The sequence below is a fragment of the Streptacidiphilus carbonis genome (assembly GCF_000787775.1).
In the GTDB taxonomy this organism is placed as follows: domain Bacteria; phylum Actinomycetota; class Actinomycetes; order Streptomycetales; family Streptomycetaceae; genus Streptacidiphilus; species Streptacidiphilus carbonis.
In genome coordinates, this window is record NZ_BBPM01000007.1 from 121,181 (window position 1) to 146,222 (window position 25,042).

The 25,042-nt window shown below is 71.0% G+C and carries 24 protein-coding genes, 1 pseudogene and 1 riboswitch; of the genes and pseudogenes, 12 read left to right on the forward strand and 13 right to left on the reverse strand.

Annotation, left to right across the window (positions count from 1 at the left end; translation table 11 throughout):
- Positions 1–241: 241 nt before the first annotated feature.
- Positions 242–1,081: an IclR family transcriptional regulator gene (locus TR46_RS07875; protein ID WP_052432626.1), complete on the reverse strand. Its 840-nt coding sequence runs from the start codon at positions 1,079–1,081 to the stop codon at positions 242–244.
- Positions 1,082–1,187: 106 nt separating this feature from the next.
- Between TR46_RS07875 and aceB the strand changes: the two genes are divergently transcribed.
- Positions 1,188–2,822: a malate synthase A gene (gene aceB, locus TR46_RS07880; protein ID WP_042395934.1), complete on the forward strand. Its 1,635-nt coding sequence runs from the start codon at positions 1,188–1,190 to the stop codon at positions 2,820–2,822.
- 82 nt (positions 2,823–2,904) lie between these two features.
- Here aceB and TR46_RS45535 read toward each other — a convergent pair whose 3' ends face one another.
- From TR46_RS45535 to TR46_RS43390, 8 genes are all read right to left on the reverse strand, one after another.
- A complete protein-coding gene (locus TR46_RS45535; protein WP_439654348.1) occupies positions 2,905–2,979 on the reverse strand; it encodes a 50S ribosomal protein bL37 in 75 nt (24 codons plus the stop codon).
- 196 nt (positions 2,980–3,175) lie between these two features.
- Complete coding sequence (locus tag TR46_RS07885) at positions 3,176–4,129, reverse strand: quinone oxidoreductase family protein (protein WP_042395936.1); 954 nt, start codon at positions 4,127–4,129, stop codon at positions 3,176–3,178.
- A 245-nt stretch (positions 4,130–4,374) separates the two neighbouring features.
- Positions 4,375–5,757 (reverse strand): 8-oxoguanine deaminase, encoded by a 1,383-nt coding sequence (locus TR46_RS07890; RefSeq protein WP_042395939.1) that lies wholly within the window; start codon positions 5,755–5,757, stop codon positions 4,375–4,377.
- A gap of 116 nt (positions 5,758–5,873) precedes the next feature.
- Entirely contained in the window at positions 5,874–6,782 is a 909-nt protein-coding gene (gene pucL / locus TR46_RS07895) for a factor-independent urate hydroxylase (protein WP_042395942.1), read from the reverse strand.
- A gap of 7 nt (positions 6,783–6,789) precedes the next feature.
- The gene (uraH, locus tag TR46_RS07900; RefSeq protein ID WP_042395945.1) at positions 6,790–7,107 is read right to left on the reverse strand and encodes a hydroxyisourate hydrolase; all 318 of its coding nucleotides are present in this window, start codon (positions 7,105–7,107) and stop codon (positions 6,790–6,792) included.
- A 40-nt stretch (positions 7,108–7,147) separates the two neighbouring features.
- Positions 7,148–7,645 (reverse strand): 2-oxo-4-hydroxy-4-carboxy-5-ureidoimidazoline decarboxylase, encoded by a 498-nt coding sequence (gene uraD / locus TR46_RS07905; RefSeq protein ID WP_042396197.1) that lies wholly within the window; start codon positions 7,643–7,645, stop codon positions 7,148–7,150.
- A 99-nt stretch (positions 7,646–7,744) separates the two neighbouring features.
- Complete coding sequence (locus TR46_RS43385) at positions 7,745–8,125, reverse strand: helix-turn-helix domain-containing protein (RefSeq protein ID WP_042395948.1); 381 nt, start codon at positions 8,123–8,125, stop codon at positions 7,745–7,747.
- On the reverse strand, positions 8,122–8,400 hold the full coding sequence (locus TR46_RS43390; RefSeq protein WP_174505101.1) for a thiamine-binding protein: 279 nt from the start codon (positions 8,398–8,400) through the stop codon (positions 8,122–8,124). The genes TR46_RS43385 and TR46_RS43390 overlap by 4 nt, the downstream gene beginning before the upstream one ends.
- A gap of 158 nt (positions 8,401–8,558) precedes the next feature.
- On the opposite strand from TR46_RS43390, the gene TR46_RS07920 reads away from it, so the two are divergent.
- From TR46_RS07920 to TR46_RS07970, 11 genes are all read left to right on the forward strand, one after another.
- Positions 8,559–9,410, forward strand: a complete 852-nt coding sequence (locus TR46_RS07920) for a TIM barrel protein (RefSeq protein ID WP_042395953.1) — start codon at positions 8,559–8,561, stop codon at positions 9,408–9,410.
- Between the two features lie 160 nt (positions 9,411–9,570).
- Entirely contained in the window at positions 9,571–10,455 is an 885-nt protein-coding gene (locus TR46_RS07925) for a 2-hydroxy-3-oxopropionate reductase (protein ID WP_042395956.1), read from the forward strand.
- Between the two features lies 1 nt (position 10,456).
- On the forward strand, positions 10,457–12,235 hold the full coding sequence (gene gcl / locus TR46_RS07930; protein ID WP_042395958.1) for a glyoxylate carboligase: 1,779 nt from the start codon (positions 10,457–10,459) through the stop codon (positions 12,233–12,235).
- Between the two features lie 189 nt (positions 12,236–12,424).
- Entirely contained in the window at positions 12,425–13,576 is a 1,152-nt protein-coding gene (locus tag TR46_RS07935) for a glycerate kinase (RefSeq protein WP_042395961.1), read from the forward strand.
- Between the two features lie 107 nt (positions 13,577–13,683).
- Complete coding sequence (allB, locus tag TR46_RS07940) at positions 13,684–15,045, forward strand: allantoinase AllB (protein ID WP_042396200.1); 1,362 nt, start codon at positions 13,684–13,686, stop codon at positions 15,043–15,045.
- Complete coding sequence (gene alc / locus TR46_RS07945) at positions 15,042–16,280, forward strand: allantoicase (protein ID WP_042395965.1); 1,239 nt, start codon at positions 15,042–15,044, stop codon at positions 16,278–16,280. Before allB ends, alc begins: the two co-directional genes overlap by 4 nt.
- Before the next feature lie 75 nt (positions 16,281–16,355).
- The gene (locus tag TR46_RS07950; protein ID WP_042395967.1) at positions 16,356–17,816 is read left to right on the forward strand and encodes a catalase; all 1,461 of its coding nucleotides are present in this window, start codon (positions 16,356–16,358) and stop codon (positions 17,814–17,816) included.
- 162 nt (positions 17,817–17,978) lie between these two features.
- A complete protein-coding gene (locus tag TR46_RS07955) occupies positions 17,979–18,770 on the forward strand; it encodes a VOC family protein (RefSeq protein ID WP_042395970.1) in 792 nt (263 codons plus the stop codon).
- A 68-nt stretch (positions 18,771–18,838) separates the two neighbouring features.
- Positions 18,839–19,621, forward strand: coding sequence for an IclR family transcriptional regulator (locus TR46_RS07960; RefSeq protein WP_084718094.1), 783 nt, complete (start codon positions 18,839–18,841; stop codon positions 19,619–19,621).
- 39 nt (positions 19,622–19,660) lie between these two features.
- On the forward strand, positions 19,661–20,425 hold the full coding sequence (locus tag TR46_RS07965; RefSeq protein ID WP_042395973.1) for a GOLPH3/VPS74 family protein: 765 nt from the start codon (positions 19,661–19,663) through the stop codon (positions 20,423–20,425).
- The gene (locus tag TR46_RS07970) at positions 20,391–20,975 is read left to right on the forward strand and encodes a hypothetical protein (protein ID WP_161790099.1); all 585 of its coding nucleotides are present in this window, start codon (positions 20,391–20,393) and stop codon (positions 20,973–20,975) included. Before TR46_RS07965 ends, TR46_RS07970 begins: the two co-directional genes overlap by 35 nt.
- A gap of 26 nt (positions 20,976–21,001) precedes the next feature.
- On the opposite strand, the gene TR46_RS07975 is transcribed toward TR46_RS07970, so the two are convergent.
- The 4 genes and pseudogenes from TR46_RS07975 to TR46_RS40770 form a co-directional block, all read right to left on the reverse strand.
- Positions 21,002–22,408 (reverse strand): sugar porter family MFS transporter, encoded by a 1,407-nt coding sequence (locus tag TR46_RS07975; protein ID WP_042396205.1) that lies wholly within the window; start codon positions 22,406–22,408, stop codon positions 21,002–21,004.
- A 142-nt stretch (positions 22,409–22,550) separates the two neighbouring features.
- Entirely contained in the window at positions 22,551–23,426 is an 876-nt protein-coding gene (locus tag TR46_RS07980; RefSeq protein WP_042395979.1) for a bifunctional 5,10-methylenetetrahydrofolate dehydrogenase/5,10-methenyltetrahydrofolate cyclohydrolase, read from the reverse strand.
- 19 nt (positions 23,427–23,445) lie between these two features.
- Positions 23,446–23,530, reverse strand: a riboswitch (ZMP/ZTP riboswitch).
- A gap of 26 nt (positions 23,531–23,556) precedes the next feature.
- Positions 23,557–24,750: an XdhC family protein gene (locus tag TR46_RS07985; RefSeq protein WP_042395981.1), complete on the reverse strand. Its 1,194-nt coding sequence runs from the start codon at positions 24,748–24,750 to the stop codon at positions 23,557–23,559.
- A gap of 51 nt (positions 24,751–24,801) precedes the next feature.
- Positions 24,802–25,042 (reverse strand): annotated as a pseudogene (locus tag TR46_RS40770) (NCS2 family permease); the annotation flags it as partial.

Below are 25,042 nucleotides of genomic sequence, written 5' to 3' on the forward strand. Positions count from 1 at the left end.
TTCGGGGGCGCGGGCGCTGCTGGCGGCGCGGGCTTCGGAGTTGACGGTGGTGGAGTGCGGGGACGTTGCCGCTGGAGACGACATCGACACCGTTGACCAATGGGAGCGGTGGCGGGGTTAGTTCGGCGCTCCACGGCGTGCATGGTTGTTCGCGCAGTTCCCCGCGCCCCTGGGGGCTGCAACTGAGGCTCAGCTGCAATTGGTCAGGGGCGCGGGGAACTGCGCGAACAACCATCCAGGGTCAGTCGGCCGTTCCCAGGGCCTCGCCCAAGCGCAGGGCGATCTCCCGCATCTGGGGGATCAGCCCGCCCCTGCGCGCCTCCAGGGCGCGCACCCGCGCTTCGGGACCGGAGATCGACAGCGCCGTAGGCGTGGGTGCGCCGGGGACCAGGACGGCGATGCAGCGGACGCCGATCTCCTGTTCCTGGTCGTCCACGGCGAAGCCGCTCGCGCGGACGGCGTCGAACTGGGCCAGCAGCAGCGAAGGCTCGGTGACGGTGTGTTCGGTGTGGGCGGGCAGCTCGGCCGTGCCGAGCACCCCCGCCGCCTCGTCCCGGGGCAGTTGCGCCAGCAGGATCTTGCCGACGGCGGTGCAGTGCGGCTGCACCCTGCGGCCGACCTCGGTGAACATCCGCATCGAGTGCCGGGACGGCACCTGCCCGACGTAGACGACCTCCCCGGCCTCCAGCACCGCCAGGTTCGCGGTCTCGCCGGTGGCCTCCATCAGCTCGGCCAGGTAGGGCCGGGCCCAGCTGCCGAGCAGCCGGCCGGCCGACTCGCCGAGGCGGATCAGCCGGGGGCCGAGGGTGTAGCGGCGGGCGGTGTCCTGGCGGACGTACCCCTGCTGGACCAGCGTCCGTACCAGGCGGTGGATGGTCGGCATGGGCAGCCCCGACGCCGTGGCGAGGTCGCTCAACGTGCTCACCCCGCCCGAGTCGGCGAGGATTTCCAGGAGTTGGAAGGCGCGCTCGACGGACTGGACGCCCCCGGCGCGGTCGGCCGGAGGAGCGTCGATCGGTGCGGGGGATGCCGCCACAGGACTACCTTCCAGGGCAGGGGTACGGTGTGCCGCGATCAACATCAACAAAGTGTTGAAATTCTGTATCGCGGAAACTAGCCTCCACCTTACAGAAGACCGAGGGTGCCGAGAACGCCTTTCGATCATCATCCTGAAGGAGCATTGGATCATGGCAGGACCGCAGGAAGCCGAACCCGCCTCCATCGTCGTCGCCGGCCTCCCGGTCGACCGCGGGGAGGAGGTGCTCACGCCGGAGGCACTCGCCTTCGTCGCCGAACTGTCCCGTCGGTTCGGGCCGCGCCGCCGCGAACTGCTGGCCCTGCGCAAGGAGCGCCGGGCCCGGATCGCCGCCGAGGGCACCCTGGACTTCCTCCCGGAGACCGCTGCCGTCCGCAGTCGTGAGTGGAAGATCGCCGAGGCGCCGCGGGCCCTGCAGGACCGCCGCGTCGAGATCACCGGTCCCACCGACCGCAAGATGGTCGTCAACGCGCTCAACTCCGGCGCCAAGGTCTGGCTCGCCGACTTCGAGGACGCCACCGCCCCGACCTGGAGCAATGTCGTCGAGGGCCAGATCAACCTGATCGACGCCTTCGAGCGCCGGATCGACTTCAGCACCGGGGCCGGCAAGAGCTACGCGCTGCGCCCCGACGCCGAGTTGGCCACCGTCGTGGTCCGGCCGCGCGGCTGGCACCTGGACGAGGCGCACCTGCTGGTCGACGGCGAGCCGGTGGCCGGCGCCTTCCTCGACTTCGGCCTGTACTTCTTCCACAACGCCGCCCGGCTGCTGGCCCGCGGCGCCGAGGACCCCAACTCGGGCCCGTACTTCTACCTCCCCAAGACCGAGAGCCACCTGGAGGCCCGGCTCTGGAACGAGGTCTTCACCTATGCGCAGGAGGCCCTCGGCATCCCGCACGGCACCATCAGGGCCACCGTCCTGATCGAGACGATCACCGCGGCCTTCGAGATGGACGAGATCCTCTACGAGCTGCGCGACCACGCCGCCGGGCTCAACGCCGGGCGCTGGGACTACCTCTTCTCCATCATCAAGAACCTGCGTGACGCCGGGGAGAAGTACATCCTCCCCGACCGCAACTCCGTGGGCATGACCTCGCCGTTCATGCGCGCCTACGCACAACTGCTCGTCCAGACCTGCCACCGGCGCGGTGCCCACGCCATCGGAGGGATGGCCGCGTTCATCCCCTCCCGCCGCGACCCGGCGGTCAACGCCGCCGCCATGGAGAAGGTCACCGCCGACAAGGAGCGCGAGGCCGGCAACGGCTTCGACGGCTCCTGGGTGGCCCACCCCGACCTGGTGCCGATCTGCCGCGACGCCTTCGACGCTGTGCTCGGCGACCGTCCCAACCAGAAGGATGTGCGCCCGGCGGGCACCGTCACCGCCGCCGAACTGCTGGACATCGCCGGCGCGGACGGCCGGTGCACGGCGGCCGGGCTGCACAACGCGGTCCAGGTCGGCATTCGCTACATCGAAGCGTGGCTGCGCGGGCTGGGTGCGGTGGCCATCTTCAACATGATGGAGGACGCCGCCACCGCGGAGATCTCGCGCTCGCAGGTCTGGCAGTGGATCTACAACGGCGTGGTCCTGGACGACACCGGTGCCAAGGTCACCCCGGAGCTGGTCCGCGAGCTGATCGCCACCGAACTGGCGGAGCTCCGTGCCGAGTTGGGCGACGATGCGTACAGCGCGGGGCGCTGGACCGAGGCGGCCGGCCTGTTCGAGCAGGTGGCGCTGGCCGAGGACTTCCCCGACTTCCTGACCCTGCCCGGCTACGCCCTGCTGGGCTGACCGCGCAGTCCACCGACCGGCGGCGACCGGGAGCAAACCTGGGGAGGTCCCTCCCGGTCACCGCCGCCTGATTCTCGGCCCTTCAGCGGCAGTTGGGCCGCCGCCCGTGGTTGGCCTTGCGCCTGCGCCAGCTCCGCTTACGGGTGCGCTTGGACATGCTGCCTCCCGGGATCGTGTCCTACGAGGCAGATGATGGTCCGTCAGAACGGTTGTGGCTAGGGCCGGGAGCTTGACCGCGGACCGTGGTCGGCTTGTCGCGCAGTTCCCCGCGCCCCTATGGGTCTGCGACTGGGCCGGTTGCAATTGGTCGGGGCGCGAGGAACTGCGCGACAAACCACGCAGGACGGTGCACCCTACCTACGGGGGTCCAGCACCAGCTTCCCCACGGTCCTCCGAGCGCGAAGCTCGGTGTGTGCCCTGGCCGCCTCCGACATCGGGTAAGCCTCCCCCACCAGCGGTGTGAGCTCGCCCGCGGCCACCATCCGCAGCAGCTCCGCCATCGGCTCGGCATGCAGCGCGGGCTTCCCCACGCAGTGCATCAGCCAGAAGCCGACCACCGCCGTCGAGTGGGCCATCAGGCCCGCCGGGGCAACGGGCTTGGGCTCGGTGCGCGACGCCATGCCGTAGGCGACCAGCCGTCCGAACGGCGCCAACGCGGCCAGCGACGCGTCGAACACCGGGCCGCCGGTCATCTCCAGGACCAGGTCGACCTTGGCGCCGCCGTTGGCCTCGACCAGCCGCTCCTTCAGGCCCTCGGGCTCAGCCTCCACCGCGACGTCCGCGCCCAGCTCCAGCGCCAGCTCCCGCTTCTCCCTGCTGGACGCGGTGGCGATGATCCGTCCCGCGCCGAAGCGCCTGGCCAGCTGTATCGCCAGCGAGCCGGTCCCGCCCGCCGCCGCGTGCACCACCACGGTCTCGCCGGGCGCCATCCGCCCCGACGTGCGCAGCAGGTGCCAGGCCGTCAGACCCTGGACCACCAGCGCCAGCGCGGCCCCGTCGGACACCTCGTCGGGTACCTCGGTGGCCATGTTCTCCCAGGCCACGGCCTTCTCGGCGTAGCCGCCGGTCGCGGTGAGCGCGACCACCCGGCGGCCGTCCGCGGTGCGTCCTACGACCTCGCCTCCGGGAACCATCGGCAGGGTGCTGCGGGAGAGGTAGGAGTCCTCCACCGAGTGGGTGTCCGCGAAGTTCACCCCGGCTGCGGCGACGTCGATCAGCAGCTGCCCCGGCTTGGCCACGGGGTCCGGTAGCTCGACCGGCCGCAGTACCTCGGGCCCGCCGAACTCGGTGATCTGGATCGCCCGCATGCCTGACTCCCTACTGATGGGTAACACATTGGGCTCCAACATACCGGCTGGTATGTCGTCTGCCCACCCCCGGCAGGGCACGCCGCGGCCCCGGATCCTCGCCGTGGATCCGGGGCCGCGGTCCCCGGCAGCGCACAGGGCTCTGCCGGGGAGCCCGGGTGCCACACCGTCCAGCGGCACCCGGAGTTCAGGGGATTGCGGTCGCGCGATTACTGGCGCGACTGCCGGCGCGACTGCCTGCGCGACTACGAGCGCGCGGCCAGCTCCTTGGCCGCGTCGGCGGCCGCCTTGGCGATCCGGTCCTCGTTGACCCGGGTCAGATGGCCGTTCTCGACCACCGGACGGCCGTTGACCAGCAGCAGCGCCAGCGGCGGCAGCGCACCCAGGGTGAGCGCGGCGACCGGGTCGGCGATCGAGGAGTGCATCACTCCGTCGATCTTCCACAGCGCCAGGTCGGCCAGCTTGCCGACCTCGATCGAGCCGATCTCGTTCTGCCGGCCCAGCACCCGGGCCCCGCCCATGGTGCCGAGGCGCAGCGCCTTGCGGCCGGTGAGCGCGTCCGGACGGCCGTGCAGCCGGTTGATCAGCAGCGCGTTGCGCAGCTCGGTGCCCAGCTCGCCGGACTCGTTGGACGCGGTGCCGTCCACGCCCAGGCCGACCGGCACGCCGGCGGTGAGCATGTCCGGCACCCGGGCGATGCCGGCCGCGAGACGGGCGTTGGAGGACGGGCAGTGCGCCACTCCGGTGCCGGTCTCGGCGAACTTGGCGATGTCGGAGTCGTTCATGTGGACGCAGTGCGCCATCCACACGTCCTCGCCCAGCCAGCCGGTGGACTCGAAGTAGTCGGTCGGGCCCATCCCGAACAGCTCCTTGCAGAACTGTTCCTCCTCGGCCGTCTCCGAGCCGTGGGTGTGCAGCCGCACGCCCTTGCGGCGGGCCAGCACGGCCGCCTCGCGCATCAGCTCGGTGGACACCGAGAACGGCGAGCAGGGCGCGATGGCGATCTGCAGCATGGAGTCGAACGAGGCGTCGTGGTAGCGGTCCACGGCGGCCTCGGAGGCGATCAGGATGTCCTCGGTCTTCTCCACCGCGTGGTCCGGCGGCAGGCCGCCGTCCTTCTTGCTGCGGTCCATCGAGCCGCGCAGCGCGGTGAAGCGCATGCCGAGCTCCGCCACCGCCTCGATCTCGGCGCCGAGGATGTCCCCGCCGTCCTTGGGGAACACGTAGTGGTGGTCGCTGGCCGTGGTGCATCCGGACTTCATCAGCGCGGCGGTCGAACCCTGAGCGGCCGCGTGCACCAGCTTGTCGTCGATCCGGGCCCAGGTCGGGTAGAGCGCGACCAGCCAGTCGAACAGGATGTTGTCCTGTGCGAGCCCGCGGGTGATCCACTGGTAGAAGTGGTGGTGGGTGTTGACCAGACCCGGCGTGACCAGGTGGCCCTCGGCGTTGATCCGGCGGGTCACGCCCTGCAGCCAGTCCGGGGCCTTGCCCTCGCCGACCGACTCGATGCGGTTGCCGGCGATCACGACGTGCCCGCGGGTGTACTCGTTGTCGGCGGCGTCCACGGTGGCGATGGCCGCGTTCTCGATGACGATGCGCTCGTCGGAGGACGGGGGAAGAGTGGTCATCGTTTTCAGCTCCTCGCGATGGCGGTGCGGGATCCATGTCCCGCAAGAACCGCCGTCGGGTGGGGCTGCCCAGGGCGGGACGGCGGGAGAATCCCTGGGGTGGTGCTGGGTGAAGGCTAGGCCACCGGGATGACCGGCGTCACGCCCTCACGATGCACCGTACCCTCGATGAGGCCGTACGGGCGATCGGCCGCGAAGTAGACCTCGTTGTTGTTCTTGAGGCCGAACGGCTCCAGGTCCACCAGGAAGTGGTGGCTGTTGGGCAGCTCCAGGCGGACCTCGTCCACCTCGGCGCGGTTGTTCAGGACCCGGGTGCCCATCGCGTGCAGGGTCTGCTGCAGCGAATAGGAGTAGGTCTCGGCGAAGGCCTCCAGCAGGTGGCGGCGCACGTGGGTGTACGAGCGCTCCCAGTTGGGCTGGGTCTCCTCGCCGCTCCAGGAGTGCGCCCAGCGGGCGGTGACCCGGGTGGCCAGGATCCGGTCGTAGGCCTCCTTGAGGGTGGTGTACTTGTCCTTGATGTAGCCCCAGAACTCCGAGTTGGTGGAGTTCAGCACGGTCAGCTCCTTGAGGCCGGAGATGACCTCGAAGCGGCTGCCGTCATAGGTGATCTGCGCGGTGCGGATCTCCCCGCCGTTGCGGACGAAGGAGTGTCCGACCTCTTCCGAACCTATGAAGCGCGCCGAGTTGTCCGGGGTGCGGATCCGGTCCCAGGCGTACTCCTCGATCCGGATCCGGGCCCGGTGGATCGGCTCGTTGTTGTCGACGAAGTGCCGGGCCAGGTGGATGCCGAAGGCCTCGGCGGACTCGATGCCGTGCTCCTTGGCGAACGCGTACACCGTGTTCTTGGTGGTGTCGGTCGGCAGGCAGTTGGCGTTGGAGCCGGTGAGGTGGACGTCGTCCAGGTCGCCGGAGAGGGCGACCGAGACGTTCAGGTCCTTGATCTCGTGGCGGGTGGTGTCCCGGTAGATGCGGACGACACGGGTCTCCGCCTTTCCGTACTGGTTCTGGCCAAGAACGTGAGCCATGGGTTCTCTAGCTTCCTCGGTAGACGGAGTACCCGTACGGGTTGAGCAGCAGGGGTACGTGGTAGTGGGCCTGGGCCGGGTCGACCTCGAAGACGATGGAGACCTCGGGGAAGAAGGGGCCCTCGGTGGTGAAGTTCAGGCGCAGGACCGCTCCTGCGGAGGTGTCCGGGACCGGCAGGTCCTTACAGCGGCCGTCGGCGTCGGTCCTGGAGCTGCCGAGGACGGTCCAGCCGCCGTCGGCCCCTCGCTGGGCCAGCTCGACCGGCACGCCCTCGGCGGGGCGGCCGGTGCTGGTGTTCAGCACATGGGTGGAGATGGAGGTCATGATGCTCCGTCAGTCCTCGGCGGGGATCGGTCCCCGGTGGTCAGGCTTCTTCGAGCAGGCGGTCGAGGCGGATGTCGTTGATCTTCCGCAGCTCGCCGCGGACGGTCTCCCGCTCGGCCTCCGCGTCGTTCCCGTAGCGCTCGCGCAGGGCGCCGAGCATCATGTCCGCGGTCCTGCCCGTGGCGCAGATCAAGAAGACATGGCCGAACTTCGCCTCGTAATCGGCGTTGGCCTGCGCCAGTTCGTCCAGCAGCGCGTCACCGGCGCCGTGGACGCCCGCCTGTTCGCGGGCGGAGGTGGCGTCGCCGGCCGTGGGCTGCCCGATCCGGGCGTGCCCGGCCATGGCGTCGTCGAGGTCGGCGGCTTCCAGCCGGGCCATGGCCTCGGCGTTCGCTGCGTGCAGGGCGTCCGCATCGGCCCAGGGCCGGGCCGAGCGGACCATCCCGGCCCAGGTCGGGCTGGAGCAGACCTCGGCCAGTTCGGCGTCGAGTTCGCTGTCGTCCAGGGCGTTGAGCCGGGAGAGAGCGGTTGTGGTCAGGGCCACGGATGACCTCCTACGAGGGGCGTCACCCAAAAGCTAGGTCCACCACCGCTGTACGTCAACAGTTTGTTGAAAACAGCTTGTGCGTGTTGGCGGTCAGCTGTCCTTGCCGTTCGCCTGCTGTCGGTTGAGGTAGTTGTAGACCGTGAACCGGCTGACGCCGAGCGCCGCCGCGACCGTCTCCACCCCGTGCCGGATGGTGAACGCGCCGCGCTCCTCCAGCTGCGCCACCACCCGCTGCTTGCTCGCCCGGTCCAGCGTGGTCAGCTCCACGCCGCCGAACTGCCGCCGCACCTCGCCGAGCAGCCGGTCCAGGGCGCTCTCCAGTCCGGGCAGCCGCACGGCCACGGCCGGCTGCTCCTCCCACTCCAGCAGCACGTCGTCCGGGCGGGCCTCGGCCGGGCTGACCGCGGTGGCGCCGACGGCGTCCAGGAGTGGCTTGATCGCCTGCGCCAGCGGGTGCTCCTCGCGGCTCATGCGCCGTCCCCCTCTCGGTCGGCTATCGGGAGCCCGGCTTCGTCCAGCGCGCTGACCTGGAGCGAGATCCGGGTCGCGCCGTGGGCCAGGGTGTCCTGGAGCAGCCGGGCGACGGCCGCCAGGGCGGCCTCGGCCTCGCCCTCCGCGCTGGTGCCGAACGGGCCGACGTCGACCGCCAGCCCCGCCTCGTCCACGGCGCGCCGGGCGGCCTTGGCATGGTCGGGGAAGCCGTCGAGTTCGAACGGCTCTGTCGTGAATTCCACCTTCAATCGCACGGGCGCAGCGTATCCGACCGGATCGGACCCGGCGGGGGTGGCAACCGGCCAACTTCAACATTTTGTTGCGACTGCCCTTGACAGTCCCTCGCGGCGTCATGCGATAGTTCCATCAAGCAGAAACGAGCTTCCGCATCGTGGAATTGATTGGTGACCGCATGACCGCCGCCGCGCAGAACAACTGGCTCGACCAGCGCTGGACCGTGAACCTGTCGATCCTCTTCACCGAGCTCCCCCTGTTCGAGCGTCCCGCTGCGGCGGCCGCTGCCGGCTTCGACGCCGCCGAGCTCTGGTGGACCCTGGACGGCCCGACCCCGCCCGACAGCGACCTGGACGCGCTGCGCCGCGCCTTCACCGACGCCGGCGTCCAGCTCACCGGGCTCAACTTCGACGCCGGGAACATGGCGGCGGGCTCCAAGGGGCTGCTCTCCCGCCCGGCCGAGTCCCAGCAGTTCCGCGACAACATCGCGGTCGCGGTAGGCCTCGCCGAGTCGCTCGGCTGCCGCTCGCTGAACGCCCTGTACGGCAACCGGGTCGAGGGGCTGGACCTGAAGGTCCAGGACGAACTGGCGCTGGAGAACCTGGCGCTGGCCGCGCACGCCGCGCACGGCATCGGGGCGACGCTGCTGGTCGAGGCGCTGAACGCGCCGGAGGCCCCACTGTACGGGCTGCTCTCCAGCAAGGACGCCGTCGCGGTGGTGGACCAGGTGAACGCGGTCACCGGCCTCGACAACACCCGCTTCCTCTGCGACCTCTACCACCTGGCACGCAACGGCGAGGACCTGCTCTCGGTCATCGACAGATACGCCGACCGGATCGGCCACGTACAGGTGGCCGACGCCCCGGCCCGCAACTTCCCCGGCTCGGGGGAGCTGGACTTCCCGTCCCTGCTGAACCGTCTCGACGAGGTCGGCTACGCGGGGTACGTGGGCCTGGAGTACAAGCCCGGCACCGAGGGCGACCCGTTCGGGTGGCTTCCGCGTGAGCTCCGCACCAGTGCACGGGGCTGACCCACCGACTACATGGGGGTGCGAGGCGGTGCTTGTGCGACTGCGCACGCTGCCGACCATGCACCTCCGCAGTGGGCTGAGCGCGCAGTTCCCCGCGCCCCCAGGTGGTGCATGGTCCCCCGACTTCTTTGACTGACCCTCACTTGTTTTGGAGTAACCAATGAGCAGGATCGCCTTTATCGGCCTCGGGATCATGGGCAGCCCGATGGCTGCCAACCTGGTCAAGGCCGGGCACACGGTCACCGGGTTCAACCTGACCCAGCCGCCCATCGACAAGCTGGTCGCCGACGGCGGCCGCGCCGCCGGCAGCATCGCCGAGGCGGTCGCGGACGCCGAGGTCGTCATCACCATGGTCCCCGCCGACCCGCAGGTCGAGCAGGTCATCCTGGGCGAGGGCGGTGTCCTGGAGAACGCCAAGCCCGGCACCCTGGTCATCGACATGAGCAGCATCACCCCGCAGACCTCCATCAAGGTCGCCGAGGCCGCTGCCGCCAAGGGCGTCCGCACCCTGGACGCCCCGGTCTCCGGTGGCGAGGCCGGTGCGATCGAGGCGGTGCTCTCGATCATGGTCGGCGGCGCCGCCGCCGACTTCGCCGAGGCCAAGCCGCTGTTCGACGTGCTGGGCACCACGGTCATCCACGTCGGCCCGGCCGGCGCCGGACAGACCGTCAAGGCCGCCAACCAGCTGATCGTCGCGGTCAACATCCAGGTCGTGGCCGAGGCCGTGGTGTTCCTGGAGAACGCCGGCGTCGACCTCCCGGCGGCGCTGGACGTCCTCGCGGGCGGCCTGGCCGGCTCCACCGTGCTGAACCGCAAGAAGGCCAACATGGTCGACCGCCAGTTCGCCCCGGGCTTCCGGATCGACCTGCACCACAAGGACATGGGGATCGTCACCGCCGCCGCCCGCGCCGTCGAGGCGCCGCTGCCGGTCGGCTCCCTGGTCGCCCAGCTGGTCGCCTCGGCCCGCGCCAACGGCGACGGCTCGCTGGACCACTCGGCACTGCTGCGCGGCGTCGAGCGCCTCGCCGGACGGAAGGTCAACTGAAATGGCCCGTATGACTGCCGCCCAGGCGGCTGTTGAGATCCTCAAGGCCGAGGGTGTCACCCACATGTTCGGCCTGCCGGGTGCGGCGATCAACCCGTTCTACTCCGCGATGCGGACCAACGGCGGGCTGACCCACATCCTGGCCCGCCATGTCGAGGGCGCTTCGCACATGGCGGAGGGCTACACCCGCGCCAAGGCCGGCAACATCGGCGTCTGCATCGGCACCAGCGGCCCGGCCGGCACCGACATGATCACCGGCCTGTACTCGGCCAGCGCGGACTCCATCCCGATCCTCTGCATCACCGGGCAGGCGCCGGTCTCGAAGCTCCACAAGGAGGACTTCCAGGCCGTCGACATCACCTCGATCGCCAAGCCGCTGACCAAGATGGCGATGACCGTGCTGGAGCCGGCCCAGGTGCCGGGCGCCTTCCAGCAGGCCTTCCACCTGATGCGGTCCGGCCGTCCGGGCCCGGTCCTGCTCGACCTGCCCATCGACGTCCAGATGGCCGAGATCGAGTTCGACATCGAGACCTACCAGCCGCTGCCGGTCTACAAGCCGTCCGCGAGCCGCGCCCAGATCGAGAAGGCGCTGGACCTGCTGCAGGCCTCGGAGAAGCCGCTGATCGTCTCCGGCGGCGGCGTCATCAACGCGGACGCGGCCGAACTGCTGGTCGAGTTCGCCGAGCTGACCGGCGTCCCGGTGGTCCCGACCCTGATGGGCTGGGGCAGCATCCCGGACGACCACGAGCTGACGGCCGGCATGGTCGGCCTGCAGACCTCGCACCGCTACGGCAACGCGACGATGCTGGCCTCGGACTTCGTCCTGGGCATCGGCAACCGCTGGGCGAACCGCCACACCGGCGTCGTCGAGAGCTACACGGCCGGACGCACCTTCGTCCACGTCGACATCGAGCCGACCCAGATCGGGCGCGTCTTCGCCCCCGACTTCGGCATCGTCTCGGACGCCAAGGCCGCTCTGGAGCTGTTCGTCGAGGTGGCGCGCGAGCGCAAGGCGGCCGGGCAGCTCAAGGACCGCAGCGCGTGGGCGGCCAGCTGCCAGGAGCGCAAGGGCGAGCTGCTGCGCAAGACCGACTTCGACAACATCCCGGTCAAGCCGCAGCGGGTGTACCAGGAGATGAACCTGGCCTTCGGCCGGGACACCCGGTACGTCACCACCATCGGCCTCTCCCAGATCCAGGCCGCGCAGATGCTGCACGTCTACGGGCCGCGCAACTGGATCAACGCCGGCCAGGCCGGACCGCTGGGCTGGACCCTGCCGGCCGCGCTGGGTGTCGCCACCGCCGACCCCGAGGGCACGGTCGTCGCGCTCTCCGGCGACTACGACTTCCAGTTCATGATCGAGGAGCTGGCGGTGGGGGCCCAGTTCCAGATCCCCTACATCCACGTCGTGGTCAACAACGCCTACCTCGGCCTGATCCGCCAGGCGCAGCGCAACTTCGACATGGACTACCACGTCCAGCTGTCCTTCGAGAACGTCAACGCTCCCGAGGTCAACGGCTACGGCGTGGACCACGTCAAGGTCGCCGAGGGCCTGGGCTGCAAGGCGATCCGGGTCTTCGACCCGAGCGAGCTGGCCGGCGCGTTCGAGCAGGCCAAGAAGCTGACGGCGGAGTTCAAGGTGCCGGTGATCGTCGAGGTCATCCTGGAGCGCGTCACCAACGTCTCCATGGGCACCGAGATCACCAACGTGAACGAGTTCGAGCCCGTCGCCGAGCGCGCCTCGGACGCGCCCAGCGCGATCCTCAACACCCTGGGCTAGTACACAGCCCCGACAGCTCCTCCCCGCGCCGGTAGATCCATCTCCGGTCGTGCCCGCCGACGCGGGGAGGCCCATGCTTCCTACAGCTTCCTCCCGGCGGTGTGACCCATCCCCATGATGGGAAGATCCGGTCGTGCCCGCACCGCCGGGAGGAGACCCACCCGTATGCAAAGAACGAGGACGGCGACGATGACGCAGCAGCAGGAATCCACCGCTCATGTGGTCATCGCCCCGGACAAGTTCAAGGGCAGCCTGACCGCCGCCCGAGCGGCCGAGCGCATCGCCGCAGGCATCCTGCGCGCCGCGCCCCGCACCGACGTCCGCCTGCTGCCCGTCGCCGATGGAGGGGAGGGCACGGTGCTGGCCGCGCTCGCGGCGGGCTACCGCCGCGTCGCGCTGACGGTCAGCGGTCCCACCGGCGAGCCGGTCGAGGCGGCCATCGCCGTGAACGGCGGGACCGCCGTCGTCGAGGCCGCCCAGGCCAGCGGCCTGACCCTGCTGCCCGGCGGAGTCCCCGCCGCGCTGACGGCAGGCAGCTACGGCACCGGGCAGCTGATCGCCCGTGCGCTGGACCTCGGCTGCACCCGGATCGTCCTCGGCCTCGGCGGCGTCGCCTGCACCGACGGCGGGGCCGGTCTGGCCCAGGCCCTGGGCGCGACGCTGCAGGACGCCGACGGTGCCGATCTGCCCCCTGGCGGCGCCGCCCTCGCCCGGCTGCACCACCTCGACCTCGGACCCGTCGCGGGGACCCTTGCCGGGGTCGAGGTGGTGATCGCCAGCGATGTCGACAACCCGCTGCTCGGCACCCGCGGCGCCCCCGCCGTCTACGGTCCGCAGAAGGGCGCGAGCCCGGCCGACGTGGCCGAGCTGGACGCGGCGCTGGCGCACTGGGCCGACGCGGTCGCCAAGGCGACCGGCACAGACCTGCGTGAAGCCCCCGGCGCCGGCGCGGCCGGCGGCCTGGGTTTCGGCGCGATGGCCCTGTTGGGGGCCACCATGCGGCCCGGTATCGAGCTGCTGCTCGATCTGCTGGGCTTCGACCGGGCGGTGCGGGGAGCCCGTCTGGTCGTGACCGGCGAGGGATGCCTGGATGTGCAGACGCTGCACGGAAAGGCCCCTGCCGGGGTCGCCGCGGCGGCCGCTGGGGCGGGGGTCCCGGTGGTCGCTGTGGCCGGCCGACTCGAACTCGACGCACCCGCCTGGCGCGGTGCAGGTTTCGCCGCCGCCTACGAGCTGGCCGCGCTGGCCGGACCGGACGCGGAGCCGGGCGACAGCATCGCCCGCGCCGCCGAGCTGGCCGAGCTGGCGGGCGAGCAGATCGCTCAACAGTTCCTGGCCTAGTCGGACTCCGATGTGGAGCTTCAAACGTTGACGTTTTGTTGAAGCCGACCGTAGTCTCCCCGTACCGACAGACCGACCCCTTGCCGTACCGACCCCTTGCCGTACCGATCCCGGAGGTTGAGTTGACCCAGGTCTTCCGATCCCGTCGCGCCGTTCTCCCGGAGGGCGAGCAGGCCGCGGACGTGGTCGTCGTCGACGGGAGGATCACCGAGGTCCGCCCCTACGGCGGGGGCGAGGGCGTCGGCGAGCTGGTCGACCTCGGCGACCTGGCGCTGCTGCCGGGCCTGGTCGACAGCCACGTGCACGTGAACGAGCCGGGCCGGACCGAGTGGGAGGGCTTCGCCACCGCCACCCGCGCGGCGGCCGCCGGCGGTGTCACCACCATCGTGGACATGCCGCTCAACTCCATCCCGCCGACCACCACCGTGGCCAACCTCGAGGCCAAGCGGAAGGTCGCGGACGGGCAGACCTTCGTCGACGTCGGCCTGTGGGGCGGCGCGATCCCCGGCAACACCGCCGACCTCGAACCGCTGCACCGGGCCGGGGTGTTCGGCTTCAAGAGCTTCCTCGCCCCCTCCGGGGTGGACGAGTTCCCGCATCTGACGGGCGATCAACTCGAAGAGGCGCTGGCCGAGCAGGCCCGGATCGGCGCGCTGGCGATCATCCACGCCGAGGACCCCGCGGTCCTGGACGCGGCACCCCAGCACCCCGGCCCGCACTACTCCGACTTCCTGGCCTCCCGCCCGGACGACGCCGAGGCCACCGCGGTCAGCGGACTGCTGGCAGCGGCCGAGCGAACCGGCGCTCGGGTGCACATCCTGCACGTCTCCTCGGCCGCCGTGCTGCCGCTACTGCGGCAGGCCCGCGCCGACGGCGTCCGGGTCACCGCCGAGACCTGCCCGCACTACCTCACCCTGGCCGCCGAGCAGGTGCCGGACGGCGACACCGCCTTCAAGTGCTGTCCGCCGATCCGGGACGAGTCCAACCGGGACCTGCTCTGGCAGGCCCTGGCGGACGGGGAGTTCGCGGCCGTGGTGTCCGACCACTCGCCGTCCACCCCTGACCTCAAGCACCTTGCCCGCTACGGCGGCAACGGCGACTTCGCCGCCGCCTGGGGCGGCATCGCCTCGCTCCAGCTCGGCCTGCCGGCCATCTGGACCGAGGCCCGCCGCCGCGGCTTCGCCCTCACCGACGTCGTCCGCTGGATGAGCGCAGGCCCCGCGGCCCTGGTCGGGCTGGACGCCAAGGGGGCCATCGCCCCCGGCAAGGACGCCGACCTGGTCGCCTTCGACCCGGACGCGGCCTTCACCGTCGACCCCGAGGGCCTGCACCACCGCAATCCCGTCACCCCGTACGCAGGCCGCTCGCTGACCGGCGCCGTCCGTACCACCTGGCTTCGCGGCCAGGTCGTGGACGTCGACGCGGACGCCCGTCCGATCGGCCGCATCATCGCCCGAGGAGAAGCATGACCGACAGTCAGCAGCCCGCCGCCTTCACCGAGTTGGTCAACCTCGCGGCCCGGGGTCTGGGCGCGGGCGTGGTGGACGCCAATGACGAGCTGTTCGCCGAGAAGGAGAACCTGATCGTCGCGGCCGCCGCCGAGTTCCGGCCGCACACCTTCGGCCACAAGGGCCAGATCATGGACGGCTGGGAGACCCGCCGCCGCCGCGGCGCCGGCGCCGACCAGCCGCACCCCACCGACGACGACCACGACTGGGCGATCGTCCGCCTCGGCGCGGCCGGCGTGATCCGCGGAGTCATCGTCGACACCGCCCATTTCACCGGCAACTACCCGGAGACCGCTTCCGTCGAGGCCGCCTCGGTACCGGGGCACCCGTCGCCGGCCGAGCTGGCCGCGGCCGAGTGGACCGAGATCGTGCCGCGCACCGCGCTCAAGGGCGACACCGCCCATGAGTTCCCGGTCGACGCCGAGCAGCGGTTCACCCACGTCCGGCTCAACATCTGGCCGGACGGCGGCGTGGCCCGGCTCCGCGTCCACGGCGAGGTCGTCGCCGACCCGCGCGACCTGGACGGGCTGACCTTCGACCTGGCCGCCCAGGAGCACGGCGGCGTGGCCACCGGCGCGTCCGACCGCTACTTCTCCTCCCCGCACAACCTCAACTCCCTGGGCCGCGCGGCGGTCATGGGCGAGGGCTGGGAGACCCGGCGCCGTCGCAACAAGGACAACGACTGGGTCGAGCTGGACCTGGCCGGCACCGGCGAGGTGCTGGCGATCGAGCTGGACACCACCCACTTCGTCGCCAACTGCCCCGGCTGGGCCTCGGTCTCCGGCCGGGACGCCGCGACCGGGGAGTGGTTCGACCTGCTGCCGCGCACCCGGCTGCAGCCCGACACCCGGCACCGCTTCCGGGTCGAGCCGCAGCGCCCGGTCGACGGCGCCCGGCTGAACGTCTTCCCGGACGGCGGGGTGGCCCGGCTGCGCCTCACCGGCCGGCTCACCGAGGCAGGACGCGCCGCGCTGGCGCTGCGCTGGTTCAACCTGGTCCCGGCGACCGAGGCGGACCGGGCCCTGATCGGAGCGGGCCTCACCGAGTCCGAGGCAGCGTCACTCAGCGCCGCCCGCCCGATCGCTGACGCAGCGACAGCCGAGGCCGCGGTGGCAGCGCTGCAGCCCGGCGACACCCCCGACGGCGCGGAGACCTCCCGCCGCCGGGCCGCGATCTGGCGGCTGCTGGGCGTCTGAGACGACGGCCCGCCCAGCAGCTGCCGTCCAAAGCTCCTCCACTCGATCTCACCGAGCCACTACCGAGGTATCCCCATGTCCAAAATCCTGACCACTGAGTCCGGCGCGCCCGTCGCCGACAACCAGAACAGCGCCCAGGCCGGCATCGGCGGCCCGGTCCTGATCCAGGACCAGCAGCTGATCGAGAAGCTGGCCCGGTTCAACCGCGAGCGCATCCCGGAGCGCGTGGTGCACGCCCGCGGCTCCGGCGCCTACGGCTACTTCGAGGTGACCGACGACGTCACCGCTTACACCCGCGCCAACTTCCTGGACACGGTCGGCAAGCGCACCGAGGTCTTCCTGCGCTTCTCCACCGTCGCGGGCAACCTCGGCGCCGGCGACGCGGTCCGGGACCCCCGCGGCTTCGCGCTGAAGTTCTACACCGAGGAGGGCAACTACGACCTCGTCGGCAACAACACCCCGGTGTTCTTCATCAAGGACCCGATCAAGTTCCCCGACTTCATCCACTCCCAGAAGCGCGACCCGTTCACCGGCGTGCAGGAGGCGGACAACGTCTGGGACTACTGGTCCTACTCGCCCGAGTCGCTGCACCAGATCACCTGGCTGTTCGGCGACCGCGGCATCCCGGCGTCCTACCGCCACATGAACGGCTACGGCTCGCACACCTACCAGTGGGTCGCCGCCGACGGCGCCGCCTACTGGGTGAAGTACCACTTCAAGACCAACCAGGGCGTGCGCAGCCTGGACGCCAAGCAGGCCGCCGAGCTGGTCGGCGAGGACGCGGACAGCCACCAGCGGGACCTGCACCAGGCCATCGAGCGCGGGATCTTCCCGTCCTGGACCGTGCATGTGCAGCTGATGCCGGTGGCCGACGCCGCCGACTACCGCTTCAACCCGTTCGACCTCACCAAGGTCTGGCCGCACGCGGACTACCCGCTGCAGAAGATCGGGCGGCTGGTGCTGAACCGCAACCCCGACAACGTCTTCGCCGAGGTCGAGCAGGCGGCGTTCTCGCCGAACAACTTCGTCCCCGGCATCGGCGCCTCGCCCGACAAGATGCTCCAGGGCCGGCTGTTCGCCTACGCGGACGCGCACCGCTACCGCCTGGGCGTCAACCACACCCAGCTCCCGGTCAACGCCCCGAAGGCGACCACCGCGCAGAACTACGGCCGTGACGGCCTTGGCGCGGTCAACGCGGCCGGCCGGGCCAAGAACTACGAGCCCAACTCGTACGACGGCCCGCGCCAGACCGACCAGGCCCTGGCCGCCCCGACCGCGGTGCAGGGCTGGACCGGCACCCACGAGGCCGCGTCGCACGCCAAGGACGACGACTTCTTCCAGGCGGGCGAGCTGTACCGGCTGATGTCGGACGCCGAGCAGGAGCGCCTGATCGCCAACCTGGCCGGCTCGCTCGGCTCGGTCGCCCGCGACGACGTGGTCGAGCGGGTCCTGCCGTTCTTCCACGCGGCCGACTCCGACTACGGCAGGCGTCTGCAGGCCGCCGTCGAGGCGATCCGCAACGCCGACGAGGCCTGACCCGTTCGCGCTGAGGAATGACCAGCGGACCCCGGTGCAGCGTCGCACCGGGGTTCGCTCTTTTGTTCTATTCGGCGATTCGGGTAGCGAAGTGGCTGCGGACGGTGAAGAGTGGTCGCCCGGGGGGACCGTCCGCACGTCTCATTCCGGAGGCTCGCACCGATGCCCGAAGTCAAAGCCCCTTACGCACCTGGAACCCCCTGTTGGGTGGACCTGATGGTCCCGGACCAGCAGGCCGCACTCGACTTCTACCGCGACATCCTCGGCTGGCAGGGTGAGCCCGGGCCCGCCGAGACCGGCGGCTACGCGGTATGTACCTACAAGGGCCTGCCGGTCGCCGGCATCGGCCCGACCATGGACGAGTCCACGCCGACCGTCTGGACCACCTACCTGGCCAGCGCTGACGCCGAGGCCACCGCCGCCGCCGTCGGCAAGGCGGGCGGCACCGTCATGATGCCGCCGATGGACGTGATGACCCTCGGCCGGATGATGGTCGCGGTCGACCCGGCCGGCGCCGTCTTCGGCATCTGGCAGCACAAGGAATTCTTCGGCGCCCAGCTGGTCAACGAGCCCGGCGCGATCGCCTGGAACGAGTGCAACACCCGTGACGCGGAGGCCTCCAGCGCCTTCTACAAGAACGTCTTCGGCCTCGGCGTCGGACCGGTCCCGGGGGCGCCCGAGGGCGCCGGCGGCTACCTGACCATCCAGGTGGACGGCCGCCCGGTCGGCGGCATCAACCCGATGACCGACGCCAACTTCCCGGCCGACGTCCCGTCGCACTGGATGACCTACTTCTGCGTCGACGCCACCGACAGCACCGTCGACGCGGCGGTCAAGCGCGGGGCGAACGTCATGGTGGCGCCGATGGACTCGCCGTTCGGCCGGATGGCCGTGCTGACCGACCCCTGGGGTGCGACCTTCTCGATCATCCAGGACCAGCAGAAGTCGGACTGACGTACGGTCCTTCCCGCTTTCTGTGCAAGCCATGCCCATCAACGGTCATGCTGATTACTCTGATGGGCATGGCGGCACAGAACAGCACGCGTCCGGCCGATGCGGCCCCGTCGTCCGGGGGCCCGCGCGGCCCGGTCGCGCGTGCGCTCCGGCTGCTCGAAGCGGTGGACCGGCATGCGCACGGCAGCACCCCGGCCGAGCTCGCCGACGAGGTCGGCCTGCCGGTCGAGGCGGCCCGGCGAGTGCTGCGGGCCCTGGAACGCGAGGGCTACCTGCAGCGCCTGGACGACGGCGCCTATGTCATCGGCAGCGCACTGGCCCTGCTGGGCGAGGGCAACCGGGAGCTGATGGTCCAGTCCCGGCTGCTGGCCAAACTGTCCTCGCTGCGCGACGAACTCGGCGCCGCCGTCTACTTCAGCCGCTACCAGGACGGCGAGGTCTCCGTCGACGCGGTGGTTGACGGCCCGTCCACCCCGAGCGTCCACGAATGGGTGGACTTCCGGGCCACCGGCCACGCCAGCGCCCTGGGCAAGTGCCTGCTCGGCCAGCTCGACCACGACGGCCGCCGGGACCACTTCTTCCGCCACCCGGCCGCCCGGTTCACCCCCAGCACCGAGGTCGACCAGTCGGTGCTGCTGCATCTGCTGGACCGCCAGCCCGCGACCGTCCCGGTGCTCGACCTCCAGGAGTACGCCCTCGGCACGGTCTGCGCCGCCGTCCCCATCACGGCCGGCGACAGCGTCGGCGCCCTGGGCTTCTCGCTCCCGCTGGACCAGTCCTACCGCCTGCGCGAGACCGCCGAGACGCTGGCGTCCCGCGCTGCCCCGGTCCTGCTGGCGCTGTCGCTCTGATGGGTCGTCACTTCGCAGTCCCCGGCGTACGTTGAGGAGATGACACAGGGACGGGAACTGGCGCTGCTGGCCTGGGACGATCGCATCAGCGGGCTGCAGGGCGGCTCGGAACTGGGCTGCGCCCTGGCCGGCGCGGAGCTGTTGGACCTCCTGGAGTCGGGACGGCTGGGCATCCGGGGCGCCGACCTGGTCGTCCTCGGCCGGACGCTGGAACATCCGGAGACCGGCGACCCCCGGTTCGACCGGGCGATAGCCGTGATCAAGCTCATCCCCGAGCCCAAGGCCGTCCAGGCCTGGATCAAGCGCCATGCTCCGGAACTGCGGGACAGCTACCTGGCCCTGCTGGAGGACGAGGGCACCGTCGGCCCACGGCACGTCCGCCGCCTGGGCCTGCTGCCCACCACCCGCACCGGGCTCACCGACCCGTCCGAACGGGACGCCCTCGTTGCCCGGCTGTCGCTGCTCGCCCCCGAGGACGAGCCGCTCGCAGCGCTGGCCCACCGGGCCGGCCTGACCCCTTTCCTCTTCCCCGGCCCCGAGCACGACGATCTGCGCGAGACCCTCGCCGAGACCACCCGCGGCTGGAGCGAGGCCCTCCCCCCGACCGCCGACCCGGAGGTCCTCGCCGACCCCGCCACGGCCACCCGCACCGTCCTACGCCAAGTCCGCGACGCGGTGGTCCAGTTGCACACCGCGGGGCCCCGCAGGCACGGCGGTTACGAGGCCCTCAACCGCGCGAGCCAGGCCGACCACGACCGGGACTTGGGCCATGCACACGACCTGTACCTCGGGGGCGGGCTCTGACCTCTCGACATCCGAGGCGCCGGGGTGCGATGCTTCGGCGATCATCGGGCGCATTGGGCGGGGAGCAGCTGTGGGCTGGAGGGACGGCGTCGCCGTTCACGGATTGAGGCCGGACGGGACCGCGGAGGAAGTCGGCTTTCGGGATCCGCTGCCGCAGCAGCTCCAGGGATTCCTGTTCGTCCCCCTGGGGGCCTTCGTCGGGATGGCCCTGCAGGGCACGTTCCTGGTGCAGAACCCGGGCACGGTGGCCATGCCGTTCGCCGCGGCGGCGCTCGGAGGATCGATCGGGGCGCTCATCCGATGCCGCAACAGCGTGCGGCTGACGCCGGAAGGGCTTGTCGTCACCAGGTTCGGCAGCGGCAGCTGCTTGGCCTGGTCGCAGATCGAGGGTTTCACCGTTCGCCGTGTCCTCGGCAGCAGGGTCGTTCTGGTGCACCGGGCGGACGGGCGGAAGACCAAGCTGCCCGTTCCGATCGGGGGCTTCCTCGGGGACCGCAACTTCGACCGGAAATACCACACCATCGGCCAGTGGTGGCTGAACCGCCGCTGACCGATGGTGCGTGGGGCGCGCCGTGCTCAGCCCATGTCCTCCAGCCGCTTGCCCTTGGTCTCCTTCACGAACTTGAGCACGAAGGGGATCGAGAGTGCGGCGAAGGCCATGTAGAAGAGGTAGGTGGCGGTCAGGTTCCAGTCCGACAGGCTCGGGAACGTCGCGGTGATCAGCCAGTTGGCCATCCACTGGGCTGCGGCGGCCACGCCGAGCGCGGCGGCGCGGATCTTGTTCGGGAACATCTCACCGAGCATGACCCAGACCACGACGCCCCAGGACATCGCGAAGAAGAACACGAACACGTGCGCCGCGATCAGCGCCACCATGCCCTGTCCGTGCGGCAGCGTCGACCCGCCGTTGAGGTAGGAGAACGCCCAGGCCTCCAGGCCCAGCGAGACCGTCATGCCGATCGAGCCGATCAGTGCCAGCGGTTTGCGGCCGATCCGGTCGACCAGCACGATCGCCACCACCGTGCCGACGATGTTCACGATCGACGTGGTGAACGAGTAGAAGAACGACGAGGCCGGGTCGATGCCGACCGACTGCCACAGCGTCGAGGAGTAGTAGAAGGCCACGTTGATGCCGACCAGCTGCTGGAACACCGACAGCCCGATGCCGATCCAGATGATCTTCTGCAGCCCGAAGGCCCCGCCGAGCAGGTCCTTGAAGGTGGACTTGTGCTCGCTGCGCATCGCCGACTCGATATCGGCGACCCGGGCCCGCAGGTCGATGTCGCCCTCGACCTCGGCGATCACCTGCTTGGCCCGGTCGATCCGGCCGGCGGAGATCAGGAACCGCGGCGACTCGGGGATGGCGAACGACAGCAGGCCGTAGAGCACGGCCGGGACCACCATCACCCCGAGCATGATCTGCCAGGCCTCCAGGCCCAGCAGGTGGCCGCGGTCGTTGCCGTTCGCGGCCTCCAGGATTCCCCAGTTGACCAGCTGCGAGATGGCGATGCCGATCACGATGGCCGCCTGCTGGAACGAGGCCAGCCGTCCGCGGTAGGCCGGCGGAGCGACCTCGGCGATGTACGCCGGGCCGATCACCGAGGCCATGCCGATGCCTATGCCACCGAGGGTGCGCCACAGCACCAGGTCCCACACGGCGAAGGACAGCGCGGAGCCGACCGCGCTGACGGTGAACAGCACGGCCGCGATCTGCATGACCCGGATCCGCCCGATCCGGTCGGCGATCCGCCCGGCCAGCGCCGCCCCGATCGCGCTGCCGATCAGCGCGACGGCGACGACCTGGGCCAGCTCGGCCGACCCGATGTGGTACTTGCTGTGGATCGCGCCGCCTGCGCCGTTGATGACGGAGCTGTCGTACCCGAAGAGGAACCCGCCCATGGCAGCGGCGGCCGTGATGAAGATGACGTGGCCCAGGTTGTCACCCGCGGTGCGGGCCGTCCTGGACAGGGTGGTGCTGGTCACGTGGAGCTCCTTGGCGCACAGCATCCTTGCCGTGCTTGAAGGCATTGGTCAACGAACGAAGACTATGCCTTCAAGCAGTGAAGTCAAAGTGGCGTAAAAGTGGCCGATGAATACCCACGTCACGTCATGTGTTGAATGAAAGCTACATGCAACCAGCGGCCTCGGCCGCCGTCACCGTCTGCTCCAGCAGGACCGCGATCGTCATCGGCCCGACGCCGCCCGGGACCGGGGTGACCAGGCTCGCCCGTTCCATCGCCCCGGCGAAGTCGACGTCGCCGACGTTGCCGGGGTTGTAGCCGGCGTCGACGACGACCGCGCCGGGCTTGATGTCGCGGCCCTTGATGAACTCGGGGCGGCCGACCGCCGCGACCAGGATGTCGGCGGCGGCGAGGTGGGAGGCGAGGTCGACGGTCCGGGAGTGGCAGTAGGTGACCGTGGCGTCGCGGGCCAGCAGCAGCATGCCCATCGGCTTGCCGAGGATCGGGCTGCGGCCGACCACGACGGCCTGGCGGCCCGTCAGTTCGACGTTGTGGGCGTCGAGCAGCCGCATGATGCCGCCCGGGGTGCAGGAGGCGAAGCCGGGTTCGCCGAAGGCCATCGCGGCGAAGGAGTGCATGGTGACGCCGTCGACGTCCTTGGCCGGGTCGATGGCCTCGAACGCGGCCCGCTCGTCGATGTGGGCGGGGACCGGGTGCTGCAGCAGGATGCCGTGCACGGTCGGGTCCTCGGACAGCGCCCGTACCGCGGCGACCAGTTCGGCCGTGGTGGTGGCCGCGGGCAGGCGGACCAGCCGGGAGTCGATGCCGGCCTTGGCGGCGCGGTTGCGCTTCATGGTGACGTAGGTGACCGAGGCCGGGTCGTCGCCGACCAGAACGGTGGCGAGGCCGGGGCGGACGCCGGTCCGCTCCACCAGGGCCTCGGCCCGGCGCGCGACGTCTGCGACGATCTCGGCGGCGAGGGCGGTACCGGACATGAGCTGTGCGGACCTGGGCTGTGCGGGCGTGGGCTGTGCGGACATGGGCTGTTCCCGGGCTGGAAGGGGGTGCCCAGGCGCGCGGCTTCGCTCTGAAGGCGGGTCGCTCCCCGGTGGTGGTCCACCCAAGCGCCAGTCACGCCCGCAGGGGCAGCCTACGTCACCCGCTCCGGGTTCAGGCGATCCGCCGGGGGCGCTCCCGTTCGCGCAGGGGGTGGTCGTGGTGGATCGGGCCGGTGTGGCTGCTGAGCGGGAGGCAGGTGCCGCCGCGGCGGTGGGCGACGATCTCGGCGGCGACCGCGACGGCGGTCTCCTCCGGGGTGCGCGCGCCCAGGTCCAGGCCGATGGGGGAGCGAAGCCGGGAAAGCTCCAGCTCGGTCAGGCCGACCTCGCGCAGCCGGTCCAGGCGCTCGAAGTGGGTGCGGCGCGAACCCATCGCGCCGACGAAGCCCAGCGGCAGCCGCAGCGCGCGCTCCAGCAGCGGGATGTCGAACTTGGCGTCGTGGGTCAGCACGCACAGCGCGGTGCGGCCGTCCACCCGTCCCGCGGCGACCTCGGCGTCCAGGTAGCGGTGCGGCCAGTCGACCACGACCGCGTCGGCGGTGGGGAAGCGGCGCTCGGTGGCGAAGACCGGGCGGGCGTCGCAGACGGTGACGTGGTAGCCGAGGAAGCCGCCGATCCTGGCGACTGCGGCGGCGAAGTCGATGGCACCGAAGACGATCATCCGGGGGGCGGGGACGTGCGACTCGACGAAGAAGGTGACGGTCGCCTCGGCGTCGGTGTCGGTCTCCGCTGAGGTGGCGTCGGGGGTGCACGGGCGGCCGTCCAGGGCCAGGGTGAACTGCCCGCTGCGACCGGCGTCCAGCATGGCCCGGCCGTGGGTGGCGGCGGCCTGCTCCAGCTCGGGGTGGTCGGGCAGGGTGCCGTAGTGGGCGTCGCCGGTGACGGCCAGCGCGGAGCCGATCAGCGCGGCCGGTCCGGCGATGCCGCGGACCAGGGCGACCGGGGTGCCGGCGTGGACGTGGGACAAGGCCGTGTCCAGGCCGTCCGAGACGCCGGGGACGACCGGCTGGACGAAGACGTCGATGACGCCGCCGCAGGTCAGCCCGACCGCGAAGGCGTCCTCGTCCGAGAAGCCGAAGCGGTGCAGCTCCGGCTTCCCGGACTCCAGTGCCGACTGGCACAGCTCGTAGACCGCCCCCTCCACGCATCCCCCCGAGACGCTGCCGACGGCCTCGCCGTCGCTGTCCACGGCCAGCGCCGCTCCGGGATCGCGCGGTGCGCTCCCGGAGACGGACACCACACTGGCCACGGCGAAGGAGCGACCCGCTGCGTGCCAGGCGTTCAGCTGCTCGGCGATGTCCTGCATGGGTGGCTCCTTCGAACGTGGAGGGGACGGGAGGGGGCGGGGGTGGAGCGGCTAGTGGATGCCGAGCCAGTCCTTCAGCGGGTGCAGCGAGAAGAAGACGACGAACACCAGCGAGAGCGCCCACATCAGCAGGCCCGGCTCGCGCCACTTGCCCGCGCCGGCCTTGATGACGACGTAGGAGATGACGCCCGCGCCGACGCCCGCGGTGATCGAGTAGGTGAACGGCATCAGGGCGATGGTGAGGAAGGCCGGGACGGCCACCTCGCGGTCGCCCCAGTCGATGTGGCGGGGC